Origin of the sequence: Bdellovibrio sp. HCB209, assembly GCF_047306065.1 — a bacterium.
Taxonomy (GTDB): Bacteria; Bdellovibrionota; Bdellovibrionia; order Bdellovibrionales; family Bdellovibrionaceae; genus Bdellovibrio.
Genome location: NZ_CP178618.1, coordinates 440,926 through 460,577, shown reverse-complemented (window position 1 = coordinate 460,577; position 19,652 = coordinate 440,926). Strand labels below are relative to the sequence as shown.

The 19,652-nt window shown below is 45.2% G+C and carries 20 protein-coding genes; 3 read left to right on the top strand and 17 right to left on the bottom strand.

All coding sequences use genetic code 11. The features are described from left to right. Positions 1–12: 12 nt before the first annotated feature. Positions 13–1,935 (top strand): hypothetical protein, encoded by a 1,923-nt coding sequence (locus ACLVWP_RS02315; protein WP_413559818.1) that lies wholly within the window; start codon positions 13–15, stop codon positions 1,933–1,935. On the opposite strand, the gene ACLVWP_RS02310 is transcribed toward ACLVWP_RS02315, so the two are convergent. From ACLVWP_RS02310 to menA, 4 genes are read right to left on the bottom strand one after another with little or no spacing between them, the layout of a single operon-like run. Beyond that, positions 1,932–2,237, bottom strand: coding sequence for a (2Fe-2S) ferredoxin domain-containing protein (locus ACLVWP_RS02310; RefSeq protein WP_413559817.1), 306 nt, complete (start codon positions 2,235–2,237; stop codon positions 1,932–1,934). The genes ACLVWP_RS02315 and ACLVWP_RS02310 overlap by 4 nt on opposite strands. A gap of 9 nt (positions 2,238–2,246) precedes the next feature. Further along, positions 2,247–3,407 carry an AMP-binding protein gene (locus ACLVWP_RS02305; RefSeq protein WP_413559816.1) on the bottom strand — a complete coding sequence of 387 codons (1,161 nt, stop codon included), beginning with the start codon at positions 3,405–3,407 and terminating at the stop codon, positions 2,247–2,249. Next, entirely contained in the window at positions 3,389–4,375 is a 987-nt protein-coding gene (gene menC / locus ACLVWP_RS02300; protein WP_413559815.1) for an o-succinylbenzoate synthase MenC, read from the bottom strand. The genes ACLVWP_RS02305 and menC overlap by 19 nt, the downstream gene beginning before the upstream one ends. Next, complete coding sequence (gene menA, locus ACLVWP_RS02295; RefSeq protein ID WP_413559814.1) at positions 4,372–5,250, bottom strand: 1,4-dihydroxy-2-naphthoate octaprenyltransferase; 879 nt, start codon at positions 5,248–5,250, stop codon at positions 4,372–4,374. The genes menC and menA overlap by 4 nt, the downstream gene beginning before the upstream one ends. A gap of 84 nt (positions 5,251–5,334) precedes the next feature. On the opposite strand from menA, the gene ACLVWP_RS02290 reads away from it, so the two are divergent. Then, complete coding sequence (locus ACLVWP_RS02290) at positions 5,335–6,558, top strand: DNA recombination protein RmuC (protein ID WP_413559813.1); 1,224 nt, start codon at positions 5,335–5,337, stop codon at positions 6,556–6,558. A 9-nt stretch (positions 6,559–6,567) separates the two neighbouring features. Further along, complete coding sequence (locus ACLVWP_RS02285) at positions 6,568–7,701, top strand: hypothetical protein (RefSeq protein WP_413559812.1); 1,134 nt, start codon at positions 6,568–6,570, stop codon at positions 7,699–7,701. A gap of 4 nt (positions 7,702–7,705) precedes the next feature. On the opposite strand, the gene ACLVWP_RS02280 is transcribed toward ACLVWP_RS02285, so the two are convergent. From ACLVWP_RS02280 to flgF, 13 genes are all read right to left on the bottom strand, one after another. Beyond that, positions 7,706–8,671, bottom strand: a complete 966-nt coding sequence (locus tag ACLVWP_RS02280) for a hypothetical protein (RefSeq protein ID WP_413559811.1) — start codon at positions 8,669–8,671, stop codon at positions 7,706–7,708. 133 nt (positions 8,672–8,804) lie between these two features. Next, positions 8,805–9,332, bottom strand: a complete 528-nt coding sequence (fliW, locus tag ACLVWP_RS02275) for a flagellar assembly protein FliW (protein WP_413559810.1) — start codon at positions 9,330–9,332, stop codon at positions 8,805–8,807. A gap of 303 nt (positions 9,333–9,635) precedes the next feature. Beyond that, positions 9,636–9,863, bottom strand: coding sequence for a carbon storage regulator CsrA (csrA, locus tag ACLVWP_RS02270; protein ID WP_142698850.1), 228 nt, complete (start codon positions 9,861–9,863; stop codon positions 9,636–9,638). 60 nt (positions 9,864–9,923) lie between these two features. After that, complete coding sequence (gene flgL, locus ACLVWP_RS02265; RefSeq protein ID WP_413559809.1) at positions 9,924–11,006, bottom strand: flagellar hook-associated protein FlgL; 1,083 nt, start codon at positions 11,004–11,006, stop codon at positions 9,924–9,926. A gap of 20 nt (positions 11,007–11,026) precedes the next feature. Next, the gene (gene flgK / locus ACLVWP_RS02260; RefSeq protein ID WP_413559808.1) at positions 11,027–12,433 is read right to left on the bottom strand and encodes a flagellar hook-associated protein FlgK; all 1,407 of its coding nucleotides are present in this window, start codon (positions 12,431–12,433) and stop codon (positions 11,027–11,029) included. 60 nt (positions 12,434–12,493) lie between these two features. Beyond that, positions 12,494–13,018: a flagellar protein FlgN gene (locus tag ACLVWP_RS02255; protein WP_413559807.1), complete on the bottom strand. Its 525-nt coding sequence runs from the start codon at positions 13,016–13,018 to the stop codon at positions 12,494–12,496. Positions 13,019–13,116: 98 nt separating this feature from the next. Further along, positions 13,117–13,446: a flagellar biosynthesis anti-sigma factor FlgM gene (gene flgM / locus ACLVWP_RS02250; protein ID WP_413559806.1), complete on the bottom strand. Its 330-nt coding sequence runs from the start codon at positions 13,444–13,446 to the stop codon at positions 13,117–13,119. Between the two features lie 103 nt (positions 13,447–13,549). Beyond that, a complete protein-coding gene (locus ACLVWP_RS02245) occupies positions 13,550–14,677 on the bottom strand; it encodes a rod-binding protein (RefSeq protein WP_413559805.1) in 1,128 nt (375 codons plus the stop codon). 376 nt (positions 14,678–15,053) lie between these two features. Beyond that, complete coding sequence (locus ACLVWP_RS02240; protein ID WP_413559804.1) at positions 15,054–16,064, bottom strand: flagellar basal body P-ring protein FlgI; 1,011 nt, start codon at positions 16,062–16,064, stop codon at positions 15,054–15,056. Beyond that, positions 16,057–16,839 (bottom strand): flagellar basal body L-ring protein FlgH, encoded by a 783-nt coding sequence (locus ACLVWP_RS02235; protein WP_413559803.1) that lies wholly within the window; start codon positions 16,837–16,839, stop codon positions 16,057–16,059. The genes ACLVWP_RS02240 and ACLVWP_RS02235 overlap by 8 nt, the downstream gene beginning before the upstream one ends. After that, entirely contained in the window at positions 16,836–17,765 is a 930-nt protein-coding gene (gene flgA, locus ACLVWP_RS02230; RefSeq protein ID WP_413559802.1) for a flagellar basal body P-ring formation chaperone FlgA, read from the bottom strand. Before flgA ends, ACLVWP_RS02235 begins: the two co-directional genes overlap by 4 nt. Positions 17,766–17,770: 5 nt before the next feature. After that, positions 17,771–18,556: a flagellar basal-body rod protein FlgG gene (flgG, locus tag ACLVWP_RS02225; RefSeq protein ID WP_413559801.1), complete on the bottom strand. Its 786-nt coding sequence runs from the start codon at positions 18,554–18,556 to the stop codon at positions 17,771–17,773. A 55-nt stretch (positions 18,557–18,611) separates the two neighbouring features. Then, positions 18,612–19,436, bottom strand: a complete 825-nt coding sequence (flgF, locus tag ACLVWP_RS02220) for a flagellar basal-body rod protein FlgF (RefSeq protein ID WP_413559800.1) — start codon at positions 19,434–19,436, stop codon at positions 18,612–18,614. Positions 19,437–19,652: the final 216 nt, after the last annotated feature.

Here is a 19,652-nt window from a genome sequence, read left to right as displayed (position 1 = left end):
GAAGAGTAATGCATGAACGTAAGCTGCAAATCACTATTGCTGTTGGTCGCCTCTGCGACTCTTTTATCTGGTTGTGAAGAACCCAGCGTTTCCGTTTCATCGTTAGGTCGCAAACTTGCAGCGCCTGTTTTAACGAGCTCCAGTCCCTTTGATCAAGATATGGATACCGTTGGCTACGTACGTGTCACAGGAACTTGTGACAAACGTGTTGGCCCGGTGATTATTAGTTTTGATGATTCAACTTATCACTCTGCCAATACATCTGTAACTATCGGCGGAACCGTTGTTACTAACGATAACGATTGTAGCGACGGTAAATTCGATATTTATCTTACGTCTGCGGATCTACTTGCAACTTGGGGCATCGACACCAATGACGATAACTCCAAAGTTTCAAATATCTTTATCAAGGGTGAAACTTTCTTTGGCGACACTCATCCTTTGAAGATTGTTGATTCTAAAATCAATGACCCTTCACAAACTGGTGAACCTGCGAAGCTCGCTTTGCGTAAAGTATTTCCAGAAAGCTACGGTGGCGCAGACACTTGTGAAATGTTCAATGTCGTTGTGACGGATAAAAACGGCAACGAAACATCGGCGAAAGCTCCCGTAACTTTCCAAATCGCCAATAGCACGGGAAATGCAATTGGTTTCTATCTTTCTCAGAATGACTGCTCGTCCACGTATAATGGACAGTCTTCTATCACAATTGCAGCCTCCACAAGCTACAAACAGATCTATATGAAAATGCCGCCAGCACCGATTGATGGCGCTATTGAATTTAGTTTGGCCAATATCTCTTCCTCAGCTTCTTTGACAGCTGCAACTGCATCTACTCCTGTGGTGTTGCGTGACCCTGCGGGCAGTAGACGTTTTATTGCCACCACTGATATGCCCGGAAGCCTTTATAAAGACGTTTGTTATCCTATCGTTCTTCAACGCATGAATTATAATAAAATTTCACCGTATGAAGTAACGCCGCTGACTCTGACACTCACTCCGTCAGATTCTAAAATGGAGTTCTTCACAGAGAACAATTGCGCTGCTGGGTTTAAAACTTCCACAGTCAATTTCTCGTCTAGTATTTCTCGCGCAACGATCTATGCAAAGTATAATTCAGGCGGAGCGACTTCAAGCACCTCTGCCAATGTTAAAGTCACTTATACGGCGAGCGATGCAAATTACGATACTCCGCCATTCGCGATGAAAGTAGACACCTCCACTAAATCCACAGTTAAGAAACTTGATTTCTGGGGACCAAACTCAATCAGCCGCAGCGCTTGTAATGCTTATACCATTGTTACGGCCAATGAAAATTGGACGTCCATTCCAGCCGACAAAGACTACATCGTAAGTTTAGGTTCCACCCAAAGTTTAGCGGGTCTTGAGTTCTATACAGATGAAGGCTGCTATACTTCGACAGGAAACACGATCACGATTTCTCAAGACAAAGTAGCTACTAAGGTTTACGTGAAAGCCACAGGCTCGCAAAATACGACGGGTCAGATTTCCATTTCAGCGACGGGATTGAATACCGTCATTCGTGATTATACTTTGAGTGTCGCTTCTGGACAGCCGATCTTGAGCATGGCCATTCCTGACACTATCTACAGAGGCCAGTGCGTTTATATTAAGATGGAGTTCCCGGATACTTACGGAAATACCATTAATGCCATGAGTCCGTTGAATATGATGTTTTACTCTCTGAGTGGCAGTGGAAATCTAATTAGCGGTTATCTTGATGAAAACTGTACGACTCCGATCGCAGAGGGCGCACTGATGAGTGTGATGCCATACAATGCAACCATGTACAGATTCTTTATTAAGGTTGATTCTTCTTATGCTCCAAGCTCGCTGTCGTTGTCTTTCCAAGCAACGAGCTTATTCGCAATCCCATCTATTACTAGAGGCTTTAACGTTACCAACTCCCCTTAGAGCTTCTCTTTTAGAAGCTCTAAGAATGCCTCGCGGTCCTTTTCAGGATGCATGATAAAGCTTTCAGTCTTGTCGTTTGAAGCCACCGTGATCGCTTGAAACTCATCAATACAGATATCCAAGCAACTCGAAGTCACTACGCGGATCTTTTTGCCGTCGCCGCTGTCTTTCAAGCTTTTCTTGTAATACATCTTCAAGTTGTCTGCGATGTTGGATTCCTTCATGCCGGAGATCGACTTGCCACACTTCGTGCAAATCATAACCAAAGCATCACTCCAGGGATTGTCTTCTTTGCGAATCATGGTTGTCTCCTACAATAAATTTTTAAGCTGTTGCCACAGGATCTTACCCAGATCGCTTCGCGGAATGCTATTAACCACATGAGTCCGTCTGATTTTTTCAAACGGCAAAACTTTTGCACTATACGATTCTGCAATCTTGCGATTCGCGTCTTCGGACAATGTGCTGACCATGTGTATCTCTGCTCCCAAACGTTCTGAAGGCATATCCAACAATGTCACTTGCATCGGCCATTGAGGATTTAGTTCCAAAGCTGCTTGCTCTAACAAAGCTCGCAGTCTTGCAACGTTCGTCCCCTCACCACCGATTTTAATATAATCTTTGCTTCGACCGGAAATCTTTAATGCATGTCCTTGTACTTCGCCACGATCTTCTGTCGTAAACCAAGTCCCTTTTTTGGGGTCCCAGTGTTTCGGACCTTCAGAGGTGTTCTGGGCATAACAAGTAAACAGCGATTCCGCCGTTACTTCTAAAAAGCCTTGCTCATTCGTTCGCGCATTTGCATGGGACAAAAGAGCAATGTCTGGGTACTGATCTGAATTTAATGATTCCAAACTAGCCGTCGCGATTTGTGAAGCCGTCTCTGTCATTCCATAACTTGGCAACAGAGGCCAACCTAAAGCACGAGCCTTTTCAAACAACGCGAGCTCCAAGGCTCCCCCGCCCACAACAATGGCTCGCAGAGAATCTGGAGATTTATATCCACGCTCGACCAAATCAAACACTTGAGTCGGGACCAAGGCAGACAACGTGCATTTTTCATTTAGCAAAATCTGATAGAAATAATCTGCATCCCAGCGACCGTCTTTCAATGCATTGACGACACGAGCTCCTGATAACAAAGCACGCACTTCAATACCGAATCCACCGACGTGAAAATGCGGCAATACCTGCGTCCACACGTCTTGATTCGTTGCTTGCAAATGCTTATTCACAGACTTTGCTGAAGCCATCAGAGCTTTTTTTGAAAGCGCCACTAACTTGGTTGCACTCGCAGACTCTGCCGTCGATCCTGAAGTTGCAATCCATACATGAGCCTTCAAACCGCGCTCTTTCTGCGCGATCTCGGCTAAGGATTGAAGTTTTTGATAATCGCTTTCAGGCCAACGAGGATTTAGTAAAATCAGATTGTCGTCAGAATAAAGCTCAAGACTTAATTGAGTTTCTGCCATGGCAATTCTTTCAGCTGCTGATCGAATCCAATGCCAGAGCCTTTTACATTCGACAGATACGGTCCTGAAGTATTGATAGCTGCCGCGAACTCATCCATTCGATATGAACGATAGGTTAAGCAACCTGCATCGAGCATAATCGCTGGATAAAGTTCCTTACATTCCATCGCCACAGCCAACGCACCGATCGAACCCACTGGGTGATCCATGTAGCTTGTTACTGCCGCTTTCAAACCAAATTTCTTACAGCGTTCAATCGCTTTATCGACGTCCATTTTCGCAGGTTTGATAATCACGATATCAAAAGGTGCTTTGGTTAAATTATCCCAATCCACTTTTTCATAAGGCGCATCCACTGCAACCTTCACAAGTTTTTTAGCATCAGCCCAAGAGTCCGCATCGTATGGAAATGGATCCTCGACGTATTCAATCCAAACTTTTTCCTGTGCTGTTAATCCTGCAAAAAATTTCTCGAATGTCTGCCAGCTTCCCGTGCCATTAAAATCCAAACGGATTTTAAAACCTGCCGCCGCAATACGCGTGATCGCTGCTGCTTCTTGAGCTAGGTCACGGCCGACTTTCAATTTGATTGTGGAAAATGATTGGCGTTTTAAATCGTCCAAGAAACCCGGAACGATTTCTGCCGAGTTTGAAACAAGATAGTTATTACGAACCTTTTCACCCGCCGTCAGAATCGTTTTGCCCTTCTTACGAAGAACGGCATCTTTGCGAGCAAGCCAAATCGTTTGTTCCATTTGCGGAGTGATACGGCCTTTTTTAATCGCAGCAATTTGATCATCTAAAGACTGATCGCCAAGCTCTGGCCAAGGATGAAGATCCCCGTAGCCTACGAAATCTTGCGGCCACTCCACTTTGAACAAAGCTCCGCGACGAGGAAGCCCGGCACTCACTGCATTCAAAGTTGTAAAAGGAGTGATCGTATATTCGTAGTAGCTCAGTTTAATCAAAGTGCAAATCCTAGGGTGATTAAAAGTCCAAAGACCAAATGCAGACCTGCTGCTTGGCCTAGAAACTTATTATAAACAGGACCCGGTTCGGTATTAAACACATTTTTTATAAGTTTAATTGCCAAAGGCAATGCGAACATAGAAACGATCGCTGGGATTTTATAACCCTCAAACCACCAGTACAAATTCAGAACAAATGGCAAGAAAGCCATCGCCGCGATCTCATAGCGCGAAAACTTCACACCAAAGCGAACAGCCAAAGTTTTCTTATTCACTAACTTATCGCCGGCATGGTCACGCAAGTTATTAACCGCAATCAACGCCGTCGCATGGAAGCCGATTTGTAGACCCAAAATAAAGGCCTCAATCATCCAGTCGCCTGTGTTCAGGAAAACCATCCCCATCACAGCCAACAATCCAAAGAACAAGATCACAAACAAATCACCCAGGCCCAAATAAGCCAAAGGGAACGGACCCGCCGTGTATGAGTAACCCATCAAAACCGAAGCGATACCGATCGCCACGATAACGACTCCACCCTTCATCACTAGTGGAATGCCGCAAGCGATTGCCAATGCAAAACACAAAGAGCCCAAAGCCATTACTTGGTTTGCGGATAAAATCCCCGCCTGAGTAATACGTTGTGGACCGATACGTTTTTCCGTATCCGCGCCTTTTTTAAAATCCACCGCATCGTTCACCAAGTTGGTACCGATTTGGATTAGGAACGATGCCGCCAAGGCGTAAAACAGAACATGTCCATCCCATGAAAGACCGATGGCTTTGACCAGGGCAGTTGCTGCCAAGCAAGGTACCAGTGCGGCTGTCAGGGTTTTTGGACGGAAAGCTAAAAGAACACTCTTAATTTGACTCATCCGCGCATCATACACCGTTTTTCGTGTGACCAAAAGCACTTCTAATGGCAAATCTGAACTGTACGTTGACTCGAGGAGGTACCCGTGAACTTTGGAACCCTGATCGCATTTATTGCTGGTGCATTGATTGCCGGAGTGGTGGTTTATTTTAAGTCCAAGGCACAAGCGATGGCTGAAAAATCCCAAATGCAGGCCGACCTTCAGTCTTTGCAGATGAAGAACGAACTTCTGACGCAGAACCTAACAGAAACTAAATCTCTCATGAGTGAAGCTCGTAAACAGCAAGAAGAGCTCGCAAACCGCATGAATACGCAGTTTGAAAACATGGCTCAAAAAATCTTTGAGGAAAAGTCCGCAAAGTTCACCGACCAAAACCACAAAAACATCGCCTCTGTTTTGGAACCCCTTAAAGAGCGCATCAAAGACTTTGAAAAGAAAGTCGAAGAGTCCTACTCCACAGAAAGATCCGAGCGCGGCGTTTTGCGCGGCGAACTGACGAAACTGATGGAATTGAACAAAGTGATGTCAGCAGAAACTCAAAATCTAACAAAAGCCCTTAAAGGCGAAGTTAAAACCCAAGGTAATTGGGGCGAGTTGATTTTGGAAAACATCTTGGAACGTTCTGGCCTGCGCAAAAACGAAGAGTACGTGATCCAAGGGACAGATATGGATCTGCGCGGTGACGACGGTCAAATCCTTCGCCCTGACGTGATTGTGAATCTTCCAGATAACAAACACTTGATCGTCGACTCGAAAATGACTTTGGTAGCTTACGAACAGTATTCTTCTGCGGAAAACTTGGAAGACCAAGAACGCTTTGGAAAATTCCACGTAGAGTCTTTGAAAAAGCACATCGATGGTTTGTCTGACAAAAAATACCACGCAGCGGACAAGTTGATCTCCCCTGATTTCGTGATCTTGTTCATGCCTTTGGAGCCTGCTTTCGCCTTGGCGTTTAAATTGAAACCGGAACTTTTCCAATACGCTTGGGAAAGAAACGTTGCCATCGTAAGCCCGACAACATTGCTTGCGACTCTTAGAACCGTAGCTGCTTTGTGGAAACAAGATCGTCAGGAGAAAAACGCCCTGGAGATCGCAAAACGTGGTGGTTTGCTTTACGAAAAATTCGCCAATCTTTTGAAGGACCTTCAAAACTTGGGAGAGAAATTGGGCGCAGCTCAAAAAGCTCACGAAGAAGTCATCAAAAAGGTTTCCGACGGTCGCGGCAACTTGATCGATCAGGTCGAAGACCTGAAACGTTTGGGTGCGAAGACTGAAAAATCTCTTCCTCAACTTGAAACGACATAATCTGAAAATATGAAATTTAAAAGAGCGGCACTTACAACACTGATTTCACTTCTGCCTCTTACCAGCTCTGCGAACCTCTTTCCAATTGGACACGAGGAAGCTTTGATGGCCAACGTGGGGACGGCACTGCCTGCCTCCCCAGGAAATCCTTTATTCAATCCAGCAGGGATGGCTTTCTTTACCACGAACCGCCTGAATATCACTGTCAGCGGAAATGCCCTTGAACAGCATCACTTTCAGCTGACGGGATTAGACGAAGACAGTCAGCAAAGTAGCATTCGCCCTTTGCTGGCAAATAGTATCTTCCCTGTGGGAACTGGCTATTTATCCATCTACGTCACCAATCCTGTTGCTATCAAAATGCTTCAAAGCCGCATGGATACTGTCTCTGGATATAATGTTCATATGCGTTTTTCCTTTGATGCCGACGTCATCCAAGGTGGTTTGGCGTACGCGAACCTCATCAACAAAAATATGGGCTGGGGAATTTCTTTGGGTGCCGACTACTCGACCCAAGAGCAAAATATTTATACTTACATCGGCACATCGAGCGCTGTGACTACAGAGTATCGACACGAAAGAAAAAAGTACCTGCAACCCACAATCACCCCGGGATTCCTTTGGGAGATTTCGGATTCTTATAAACTTGGTTTATCAGGAACTTTGAAACTGCCTACGGTTTTCGCCGAAGGCTTGTTTTACGGCGCAGAAACAGATTCATCCACACCGACAACTGTCGACGAGTCCTTCGTGATCTACAATCCTCGCATTTCACCTTCGTACAAGCTATCAATTGGCCAATTACTGAAAATCTATAATCAAGAATTCCTTCTCGACGTTAGCTATGGCAGCCGGATTGATTCGAAAGACAAGGCCGGAGCCTCTAGCAGCACAAGTGAATACAAGGACTACGGTATCGCTTGGCGTGGCAGTGCTTTCAACAAGGTAAAACCCTTGGCAGGATTCGCCTACACGGATCAAAGCACTTCAGAAAGCTACTTATTCACAGGCGGAATCACGATCCAAGATCGCGCCAATGTCTTCGCCCTGGGTGCTTATTATCAAAAGAATCAGCCCAAGGTTAGCAACAGCTCACCTTACGATGGCATCGGCCTGATGGCTTCTTCGAACGTAATCTATTAGTGAATTAGCGAACACCGCTGACTGAATCAGGGTCTTTCAATGATGGAGAGGCTCTGTGATCAAGGGCAAGTTTGATCTTGCCTGCGTTGATGGCCTCCTGAATTCGGCGAGACGTATTGTTAAAGTGTTCAACCTCTTCAGGGTTCGCACACAATGTTTTCATCGCCATTAATTTCTTATTGAGCTCAACCGCATCGGCAATACGCAAATCATTCACGGCCTCGTTGCCATTGGTGATTGCGTAACTTTCCTTACCGCGCAGAGTGATCTTTTCTAGCTCGCCCTGAATGACCTTTTGACCGCTAGATTCACTGTAGAACACTTGCTGACCATCAGGCAAGGCTTCGACCACCAAGCGATCTTTCCCCTTTACCTGGGCGCTTTTACCGCCACCACACTCTAGCAGAATTGGATCAGCGGAATTCTTATACCATTTGAAGCCAAAGTATCCACCAACAGGAATTCCCGTATCACCCAACGTTGCCGCAGCTCCAACAATAGAAAACAAAGTTGCATACACTGGAGGCTCAGCACTTGCCAGTTTACGAGTCGAAAGACTTTGCGGGAAATTTAACTCTGCAAAACCTTTCCAAGCTTTACGCATTTCTTCGAAATTAGATTTTACGCTTTTCTTAGGCTTGTAGGTGAACGGTACATTTTGATAAGTGAATTCAGAAGCCGTCGCACCCATAATCAAAGGCTCATTCAAACCTTCGATGCGAACTTTGTTTCCGTCGAATTCAATTTTTGCAAAGGGCTGAGTCAGATCAATTTTTTGAGATTTCAAAATCTCGCGAGTGCCTTTTTCAAACTTGTCGTTACCAGATGCTGCTGTCACAACACCGAAAACAGACTCCCAGTTTTGCACTTCCCAGAACAAAGAAATATGAGGCACTGGCGTCGCCATCGCAGGCATCGACACCATCTGAATGAAACTGCAAAGCAGTAGCAAAGAACCCCAAAACTTCATCTTAGATTCAGCCTCCAAAGTGGGGATAAGGATAGCATGGTTCATCGAGGAGAAAAGTGTTTTCGCGGGTAATAAAAAGGCCTCAATTTTTCAATTGAAGCCTATTAGATTTGATTCACTGTTTGAAGAAATCTTATAACTCTGCGTCTCTCACGATGTGAAGCTTTGTCGCCACATCGATACCAGTGGATTGGTTTTTGATTGCAACCGCAGGGTTCTGAACAACACGTTGTTGAAGCTTCGTGAAGATAGGTTCACGGATCGCCAAGTTGTTGTCTTGAAGTACGCATTGACGAGCTGTTTTTTGAGCCACGTTGATAACAACTGGAGCTTTCAAGTTTGCTGTCATTTGTGTTGGATCATCTGGGATAGTAACGATAGAGAAGAAACGAGCTTTGTCTTGAGCCGTTAGCTTGATCGCTTCCATGTCACCTTTAGTTAGATTTGCTTTGTAAGTTGGAGCAAACAACTCAGGCTCTAGAACTGGGAATGCAATTTGCGCGTTCTCGCAGCTTTGCAACCATGCGAAGATCTCATCACTTGGATCATCGAGAAGAGCAAACTTTCTTAAATCAGCAAAGCCCAATAGACCTTCTGGAAAAGTCAGTACATCTTCTGGTTTCAGCTCAACTTGGCCGAATCTCGATGTTGAAATGATCATTTCAGTTCCCCCTCTAGACAAGCGCAGTTACCCATATCTTAGACACGCCAGGATACACTTCGGGTAAGTACACATATAAATCTGGACCTAAATCCAGGGAGACTCAATAGAATTAAGTGGATGACGGACTGCTTCTCAGTCCCACAGAGGCGATCCCGCTTAGCGGAAGCTAAAAAACGCAAAACAGATGTGTCGATAAGTAGGCAATTTCAAGGCGGAAGGAGGAAAGCGTACGCCTGTACGCTGACGACGACCAACGCGGAAAGTGCCTGCTTAACGGCACATCCCACCTTCATTGAAGCCCTAAGGCTTCAATAGCTTCGCGACTGAACGAGATTTATCAGCTGAGACGTCAGCGGATTGTACGTTTTGCTCTTGAATAGCAACGTATACTTCTTCGCGGTGAATCTTAGTGTCTTTAGGGGCTTCAATTCCTAGACGAACTTGTTTCCCTTTGATCTGTACTACTCTGATCTTAATGTGATCATCGATAGCGATGCTTTCACCCAACTTCCGTGTGAGAACCAGCATGACAACTCCTTTTGCTGCAGTCGTTATCGGTAAAATTTAGCGGAACTGTAGGTATTATTTTTATCTTAGAAAGTCAAGAAGGCTTGGTTGAATAAGCTTTCCCGACGTTTCGAGAGTAGCTTTAAGGGTGCTGTCTGTTTTGTTGATGTCAGAGATAACTTGGAACGCATCCGCGTCTTCCAATTGGGAAGCCGTCGTTTTGTTATCCACGATCGCTTTTTGGAGGGAATCCATGGTGTTATTTACGGACATAACTCTGGACCCAACCTCGGAACGAGCGAGAACTACTTGGGAAATCGCTTGATCCAGTAGATCCAGGGTTTCCTGTACGCCTTGCTTGTCATTGGCTTTCAGACTGGTTTCCAGGCCCTTTAGCACAGAGAAAAGGTTCACACCTTGGGCTCCCGTTACCGGGTCTGCCTTGTGCTTTCCATTGGCCTGATGCTCACTTGCGGGACCACGAGTCATTAAAAAATTGCGTTCCGCGTCTTCGTTGACCTCAAGGCGATCAATTTCTTCCTGTTTGTACTCCTGAACTTCCTTAACGGTCGTCGGAGTCTCGTAACGAGGACGAACTGTTCCATCACCGTCCAAACCACGACCCGTAAACACTTTATTGCCCGGAATATTCATGGCAACGAAAGAGTCTTTGTTGGTTTGGATTTTCATATCCCCATCATCACCAAAGTAATTACCTGTGTGATCGAACGGAGCTGATTGAGTTTTATAGCCTGCAAATACGTAGCGCTCACCTAACTTACGGTTACCGATTTGCACTGTCTGATTATAGATCTGGCCGATCTCAGAGGCTGTCACCATACGACTTTCAGCATTTCCGCTGGCATCATTGGATTGAGAGATCGCAAGTTCTTTGGCGCGAACCAAGGCATCAGACAGCTCACCCAGAGACTGATCCGAAAACTCGAGGAACGATTTCGCATTATTGATGTTTTTGATAAATTGAGAGTTACCGTGTTCTTCTGTACGAGCCGCCAATACGCGAGCCGCCGACAACGGATCATCTGAAGGTTTGTTGATACGTTTTTGAGTCGCGGCTTGATTCTGTAATTCAGACATATCGGAGCGGTTTTTGCCCACGTTCTGATTTACCTGATTAAAAGCCATTTTATCCGCGATTCTCACGTCTTCTACCCTTTATCTAATTACAAGCGTTTCAAGTTAAGAACTGTATCGAACATCTCATCTGCTGTTTTAATCAAACGCGCAGAAGCATCGTAAGTTTTTTGGAACTCGATCATTTTCGTTGTTTCTTCATCCAAAGAAACACCGCTGATAGATTCTCTGATATTCGTCAGCTGACTGATAACGTTTCTTTGTGACTCTTGGGACTTCACTGCACGCTGAACCATGGCACCAACTTGGCCCACTTGCGTGTTGTAATAGTCATCCATCGTCGCCGTGCCACCGTCCATCACCTGCTTGTATTGCAAAGCAGAGATTACGTTGGCGATCGTATTGTCACCCGCTGCATCCGCACGCGAACCAGCTGCGATTCTAGAAACGTCATTGAAAATAGTTTTGTTCATCGCCATGTTCGTAGCCGCACCCTTGGCAGTCTCAGGCTGTTCAAAGAACAAGACACCTGTATTACCGTTGCGGTCGAAACCTTCGATGTGGGCTTTATTCACTTCAGTAGTCAAAGTGAATGCCAAGTTATCCACGTGACCCAAAAGATCTTCGATCACATGGTCACGCACATCCAAAGCACCACCGATACGGCCACCCGTAATTTGTTCCGTCACATTTGCCGGAGTTCCCGTACCTTGGAAAAAGATTTCCATACGATCACGTGTGTCTGTTTGGCGTGCTTTCAATTCAGAAGAACCCGTACCAGAAACTAGAACCGCTGTGCGACCCGCAGTAACCGATACCATTCCATCTTTACCCTCAGCCCAAGTGATATCGATTTTGTCGCCTAGTTTTTTAAGCAACAAATCACGACGGTCACGTTCGTCATTGGCCGGGATTTTCTGAACTTCTACGATTTGGATTTTTTCATTTAAGGAAGCGATCTCTTTCGAGATCTCATTCACTTCAGCAACCGTTGTCTTGATTTGTGCATCAAGATCTTCTTGCACACCACGCAACTGCGAAGTCACGCGAGAGAAGTCTTTCACCATACCCACAGCCGCCTCACGCACCATTGTACGAGACGCCAAAGACTCTGGATTATTGGAAAGTTCACGGAAGCCGTTAAAGAAGTCTGTCACATATTGATTCAGACCCTTATTGTTTTGTTCGTTATAAATTTGTTCAACACGAGAAAGACCATCAGCGCGGGAGTCTTCGAAACCCATGCTCATGCCTTCTTTTTGAATTTGTTTTTCTAACCAAGGATTATTAACACGAGTCACGACACCGGCACGGGCACCCATACCGATTTGCAGTCCACCTTCACCAATAGGGACATTCGAAAGGAGTTCAACTCTCTGACGAGAGAAACCTTCCGTGGATTTATTGGCGATGTTATGACCGACGGTTTGCAACGCTGTCTGAGAATTCATCAGCGAGCGCTTACCGGTGTCCATCATTGCCGAAATCTTCGACATTCTGTCTCCTAGAGATCACCATCCTGGTAATCTGTGGGGTGGTTCGTTAGTTCGTTACGTTTAAGCTTCTTTACTTACAAAATTTCCGGAAACTTGTGGGCCGGTTTTATAACCGCCCTTTTTCTCGTAAGTTTTCTTACCAGACAAAGTTTCTTTGATGTTGTCCAAAGCACCGTTCAAAGTGTGCAATGCCGTTTGAGCATGCTCTTCGTTAGCTTTGTTGATCTCAGTAATACGTTTGATCAACATATCCAAAGCCGCATGTTGAGTGCGCAAACGATCTGCTGCTACTGGATTGAATGCCATTTTCTGAGCAAGCTCCAGCAAACGTGGATTTTCAACATCTCCACCTACGATACCCGCAAGATCCATTGCATAACGAGAACGCAAAGAATCTTGAGCTCTAAGTTTATAGAGCAATTCTTCTTTGATCGCGTTGTTTTCATCCAAGGCTTCACGATCAGCACGGATCAGGATTTCTTTTTCTTTACGAACAAGATCAAGAAGTGTGCGGTAAATTTTGGTGAGTTCTTCTAGGTTGGCTTCGAGCTTTTGAAACGCTCTATCTGCTACTGCTACATCCATCTTCATCATCCTTGTGAAGTAGGTTTGTCTAATCACGCGCGTCTTGCGCTTCCGCCGTCGCACTTCTCGCTATGGCGGAATTCATTAACTATTAAATTTTAGAATTCTAGATGCTCATCAACCATACGGTCAGCGATAGCTTTTGCATCAACTTTGTATTTTCCTTGGTCGATCATGTCGCGGAATTTCGCAACTTTTGCTTCATCAACATCTGGAGCTGACATAGCCAATTCCTTGATGCGTTTCGCTTCTTGCGCACGCGGAGACAATTCAACTTTGGAAGAATCATTTTGAGCTTGTGCCAAAGCATCTGCTTTAACATCTGCAATTTTGCCAGCAGTTTTACCTGCTACGCCTGCAGCTTTGTCGGATTTACCAGCATCAGTAAGGTTCAAATTTTGACCTACTTTATTGTGCGTAATTTTCATCGACAGCTCCTCTTTCTAACTCTGAATTTTCAGAGTCCCTGAGTGTTGTAAAACACTCTTTCTATTCTTAACATAGTACCATATCGAGACATTTCTTACCAAATCATTCTGAGACAGTTTCTTGTCCTGTCGAATGGTCTGGTTCTACCGTCCAATACAAGCTATTAGCTTCTGGGCTCAAAAGTCCAAGGGTCTCGCCAGCTTGCACCTTTTTACCTGTCTCAATTTGAGACAGTTGGCCTTTAAAAACGACCTGACTTTTTAGACCATTGTCGTGCTCGATTTCCAACATAGTCTGCTTATCCACCAAGTTACGCACAGTCCGCAAAGTCCCGCCCCACGGGGCTTTCACCTGATTTTCAGATGATTCAACAGCCTTCGCTCCAGCAACTGGAGGAGCCGTTCTCGAAATGCGATACGACATAGAATCCTGACTACGACCCGGATGACGAAATTGATGCGCAGTAAAATTAGATTTCTCATTTAGAGCAATCGGACCCATCGGTTTTAATTCTTTTGGTTTAATTCCAAGCTGAGCACCATAACGTTGAATAAGTTGATCGTAGATCAGAGAAGAAAGACCAATGCCACCCTTCTCACTCCACTTATCAACATACTCACCATCAAGTTGTTCTCGAAATATTTTCTCAGCCTGATTAACTTGAATGAACCCACTCTCATTCACAGTAGACCGCATAGCTTTCATCATCTCACCTAAAAAATGTTTCTCGTACATCTTCGAAACATCTTTAAGTTTCTCATCAGGAGATTTCTGCTGCGGACGTCCCAAGTAGCGAGGCCCCAAAGTTTTAAATTTACTTCGATCAACAACAGGAGCACTAGGATCAGCGCCCTGCGAAGCCGCGCCAGCGGCTGCAGCAGCAGCCTGAGCCTTCTCACGAGCCTCCAACTGAGCCCGAACCGCCGGATTCTCAGCCAAAGGAACATCCATCATCTCCGCCCAAGATTGCGAAGCAATCGAGGAAAGAACAACAAGAGCAAGGCCAGCAACATATCGAACAGGAACATAAGGAAGCAAATAACCACCAGAAGCCACAGGAACTTCTAGATCACCATAGGATCTCCCAAGGCGCACAGATTCCTCAGAACGAACTCCCGCACCGCCCTCCGATTCGGAAATTTCCGTAACCGAGGATTGGCGAAGGGCTCCCAGCGGAGCTTTTATCAAGTTCCGCAGTGCTGTGGGTAAAATAGAAAATAAATTCTTCATCGAGCCACTATTCATACAAGTAAAGTTGAACCATCACGAGCGAGGACTGTCCGAAGAGAAAAGCTCCGCTGGGAGCCCTTCGCCAATCCGTCGTCGTTAGAAAAAATGTCGAAATTGAAGGAAGAAAAAAGGGGAGTGAGAGTCGGAGAATCTTGTGCATCCTGCACTTGACTCTTTAGAGTGTAGCTTCGGCTCAATTCGGTCACTCCGTGACCTTGCTGATCTATTGCTTCTGTTTCCTGCGAGAAAACTTTGACTCTTGACCATCCATGGTTCGCGATCTCTTCCTCACCCTCCCCGCGTCCTAAACACTTCCATGTGTCTAAGACATATAAATTAAGTTTATTAAAAGGTGCGTCATTATGAAACAAAAATTTCATAGAACGTCGAGTTCCCCATGCAAAGCTCCAGCTGCCTTAATGGACTGAAGTATAGTGATCAGGTCTTTCGGCGTAACGCCGATCTTGTTTAGAGCCTGCACTAACTCACCCACGCTGACACCGGTCTCAAGCACGGCGACTTTTTCTTCTGCTGCACCTTTTTTGCCATCTCCCACTTTCACAGAAAGTGAACCGTGAGACAGAGCAACTTTTGAAATCTTAACCTTATCACCGATCACGATCGTGCCGGTTTTTTCATTCACAACAACACGCGCTTTCATATCCGGATTGATGTCGATAGATTCGATCGTTGCAAGCAACTCGACACCGCGATTTTCATAGGCAAATGGCGTGATAATATCAATCGTACCGCCATCTTTTGCAGAGGCATAGTGACCACCCAACTCTTTGTTGATGGTCAACACAGTGCGGGCTGCAGTTGTAAAGTCAGGATTGATCAATGTCAGACGATACATTTTGCGAGTCGCAAAGTCCGCTGTCATATCACGTTCAATCGTCGCACCGTTAGGAATTCTCCCAGATGTTGTATGTGCATCTTTGGGATCTCCACCGATCACGATGGAACCTTGTGCAACTGCAAACACTTCATCATTTGCGGCACGCAAAGGCGATTGCAACAATGTACCACCAGCAAGTGAAGCGGCATCACCAATCGTACTTACAGTTACGTCGATTGGATTTCCAGCTTTACCGAATGCCGGCATCTTTGCCGTGATGATAACTGCTGCAACGTTTTTACTGGAGAAATCTTGACCTTCCAGTTTTACGCCCAACTTATCAAACATGCGCACCATGGATTTACTCATGAATTCATTTTTACCGTCGCCAGTCCCTTTAAGACCCACAACGATACCGTAACCGATCAATTGATTTTCACGCACACCACGAATTGTCGCGATGTCTTTCAAACGAGCCGCCTGAGCCGCTTCGAAAGAAACTGTCGTGAACAACAAACCAAGAGTAAGGACTTTAAGTAGTTTATTCATTTGCCGAATTCCTTCTGATGCTTACAACATCATACTGAGGGTCGAGTAGTTTTGTGGAAGGGATGCCCTCATCATTAAAGTCCTCAGGGCGTAACATACCAGTCAGAATCACTTTGTATTCACGTTTGCCGATCATGAAGGGTTGTTGACCTTTCACGCGGTAATTTCCGTCAGCTAATTTTTCAACGATTTTCGACGGAATATCTTTCACCTCAGCCAAACCATCTTTGTCAGCCGCTTCTGCAGCTGGAGCCGGTGTCGCTGGAGCTGCCGCTGCTGGAGCACGTCCCGCATCGCCTGCCGCTGCCAAACCACCACCCAAAGGTGCTTGCTGAGCTTTTTCTTGATCTTCAAGTTGCTTCAAAAGTTTTTTAATCACGCTGACTTTGGTTTCAACTTGCTTTTGAGCAGTGCCGTCCAATTTTACATTCAGCATATCGCCTTCACGACGCATTTTGTTTTGCGCGAAAAGGTACGAACCTTGACCTTCCATCACCCATGCAGAACCTGCGTTGGATTGCAGCTCAGACTCTTCTTCCATACGGTTTTTCGTCATGCGTTTATATTGACGATCTGTTGGAACTTTCATATTTGCAGAGTCAGAATAGCGAGGCGCTTTCGTGATCTCAGTCAAAGGAGCATTTTGTTTTTCTTTACCTGACAATGAGTCAACAAAGTCATTCATTGTCGCGCAACCCGTTGCAAGAAGCATTGCTGCGAAAATCGCAATAACTGCAGTAAATTTAACGATTGGGGTTTTTTCAATATTCATCATTGCAACTTCACCACGCCTTTTTCAGCGATCACCGCTGAAAGAACTTTTTGTGTTTCCAGATTTTTAACCTTAATCAAATCGCCGACGTAGCCTGTGTCCTCTGCTTGGACATTGACAGAGATTTCAAAACTGTCGTCGCCGATGATGGCTTTAACAATCTGTCCCCTCTTAGCTGCCGGTTCACGTTGAAGGTCGGAAGACCATACTGGAGTTCCGACAGGAAGTGCGCGAGCGGCCAATTGCCCTGTGGCATCTTCAATTCTAAGACTGTTGTCTTTAGCAAAAGTGATATCCACCATTTGCATTTGAAGATCCTGGGAATTAACACGCTCCCCTTGTGAGATCAGTTTCGTCGTCACCGGGGTTAATTTTGACACGCGAATATTTCCAGAGATCCATTTAATTTGACGTGAGTCTCCGTCGCGGATCGGCAAAAGGAAGCCGCCCTTAGCACTCAATTGGCTCATATCCAGGTCCCAGGCACGAGTAGCTGGGTTTGGAGTAGATTGAATTGTGACTTTGTATTCACAATCCGCACAGCGAGCTACGAGATAATTCATAATTTTGCGCTGAACTTCTTCACGAGAAACCGGATTTTTAGCGAATTCAACTTTCACAATACTAGGAATACGGAAAGACGGATTGGCTTTACGGAAATCAGGATTGTTTTCCAATTCTTTTCTTAAAATGCCCAAAACTTCTTTTGCTTCAAGATTTTGGGAAACCAATAGCTCACGCGCATCCTCACGGATCACGATTGAATCAATTTGATTAACCAAAGATTCAGAGGCATCACGAACAATCGCAACGTCTCCCAAACGAAGCAGAGGACGCTGAGAAACTTCAACCCTTGCTGGAATCGAAATCTCAGGCCTTGCGAAGGCTTGAACACTTAATAATGAAAGCAATACCAATACTATCTTCATCAAGATTATCTCAAGTTGTTGATGGATTGAAGCATCTGATCGGAAGCTTGAATCACCTTAGAGTTCGTCTCATAAGCACGTTGAGCTGTGATCATGTTCACCATTTCATCAACGATGTTTACGTTACTTGATTCCAATTGGCCTTGAGCTAGATAGCCCGTGCCGTTCAAACCAGGACGTGAAGTCACCGGCTGACCACTTGCAGGAGTTTGCATGAATAAGTTTTTACCCATAGCTTTCAAACCCGCTGGATTTACGAAAGTAGTTAAATCAATATTGCCCACAACTTGTGGAGCATCATTCAGACCTTGAATCGTGCGAACCTCACCCGTTGGAGCAATCTCAACACCTGATACATTCAAAGGAATAGTAATTTCTGGTTGCAGAGTATTACCGTTTTTGTCGATCAAACGACCATTAGGATCTTTTTTAAAGGCGCCATCACGCGTGTAAGCAACATCACCATCCGGAGTCATGACACGGAAAAAACCGGAACCTTCAACTTGAATGTCGAATGGATTTTTAGTGATTTGCGCGTTACCGTTTTCAAAATCTTTTTGTACGGCTGCTGTGCGCACACCCAGACCTACTTGTACACCGTTTGGAGAAACAGCGTTCATGCCTGTTGCAGCACCTGGCTCTTTTTGAGTTTGGTACATCAAATCTTCGAATTCAGCGCGAGACTTTTTGAATCCATTCGTGGAAACGTTGGCAATATTATTGGCAATAACATCCATATTTGTCTGTTGTGCCGCCATGCCCGTAGCCGCTGTATTCAAACTCTTAATCATCTAAATTCCCTCCTGGAATTCCGAACTCAAACTAATCGCAAATCTTTAATTTCTATTACGGAGTAACTTTACCAACCACATTGACCATTTTTTCTGCCATTTGGTCATAAGCAGAGATGGCCTTTTGCGTGCTTTCAAACACACGATTCGTTTGAATCATGTCTGTCATTTCTTGCACGACGTTCACGTTAGAAGTTTCGATAAACCCCTGACGCAGACTTGGGTTCGCCACATTCGTGACTTCCGCATTCATGTTAGGTTTAAAGCCGTACAAAGAACTTCCCATCTTCTGTAAAGAGTCAGGGTTTGTTACATTCACCAAAGAGAGTTTGCCAAGATTGTTGCCACCTTGGACCACGTCACCATTGTCAGCAATAGTGATAGGACCCGCATTTGCGTCAAAACGGAAAACGCGTGAAGCAGGATCTGCTCCACCGGCACCATCTGCTCTTAATACGGGATGACCGTCTTTAGTCACTAGTTGACCATTGCCATCCAACGTAAAATTACCTGCACGAGTCAGCTTCACTCCGCCTGGAGTTGCTACTTCAAAGAAACCTTTGCCATCGATCGCCACATCAAGAGTATTGCCAGTTGGCTTCAATCCACCTTGGGAGAAATCAGTGAATGTGCCTTTAGCGTCGACATAACTTTTGTCGCCACCTTGCATATTATAGAAACTTTCAATCGATGCGACATCGCGAGGAACTTGAATAACTTCAGGCGGCTTTTCATTGGCCGTCAGATATTCTTGAAACAGCTGTTGGTCGCGTTTGAACGCAGGAGTATTCACGTTCGCCAAGTTATTGGCGATCGTATCCAACTTTGTACTTTGTGCCATCGCTCCACTGAGTGCTGTATAGACGCCTTTTACGCTCATCAAGTTCTCCCTTCTCTGTTGAGCAGCAAGGGGTATGCCAGCTTTTGACAGGACGGATCTTAGTCTAGGAAAAGAACTCCACGCTAGACTTCGGTCTGGATAAAATTTTATGGACTCAAGTTTTCTGCGATTTGACCGAGCAAAGGACCTTCGTCATGGTCCTAGGTCAGCGGCAGTTCTTTGTCGACAGTGTCAAAGAATCGACTTCATAATAAG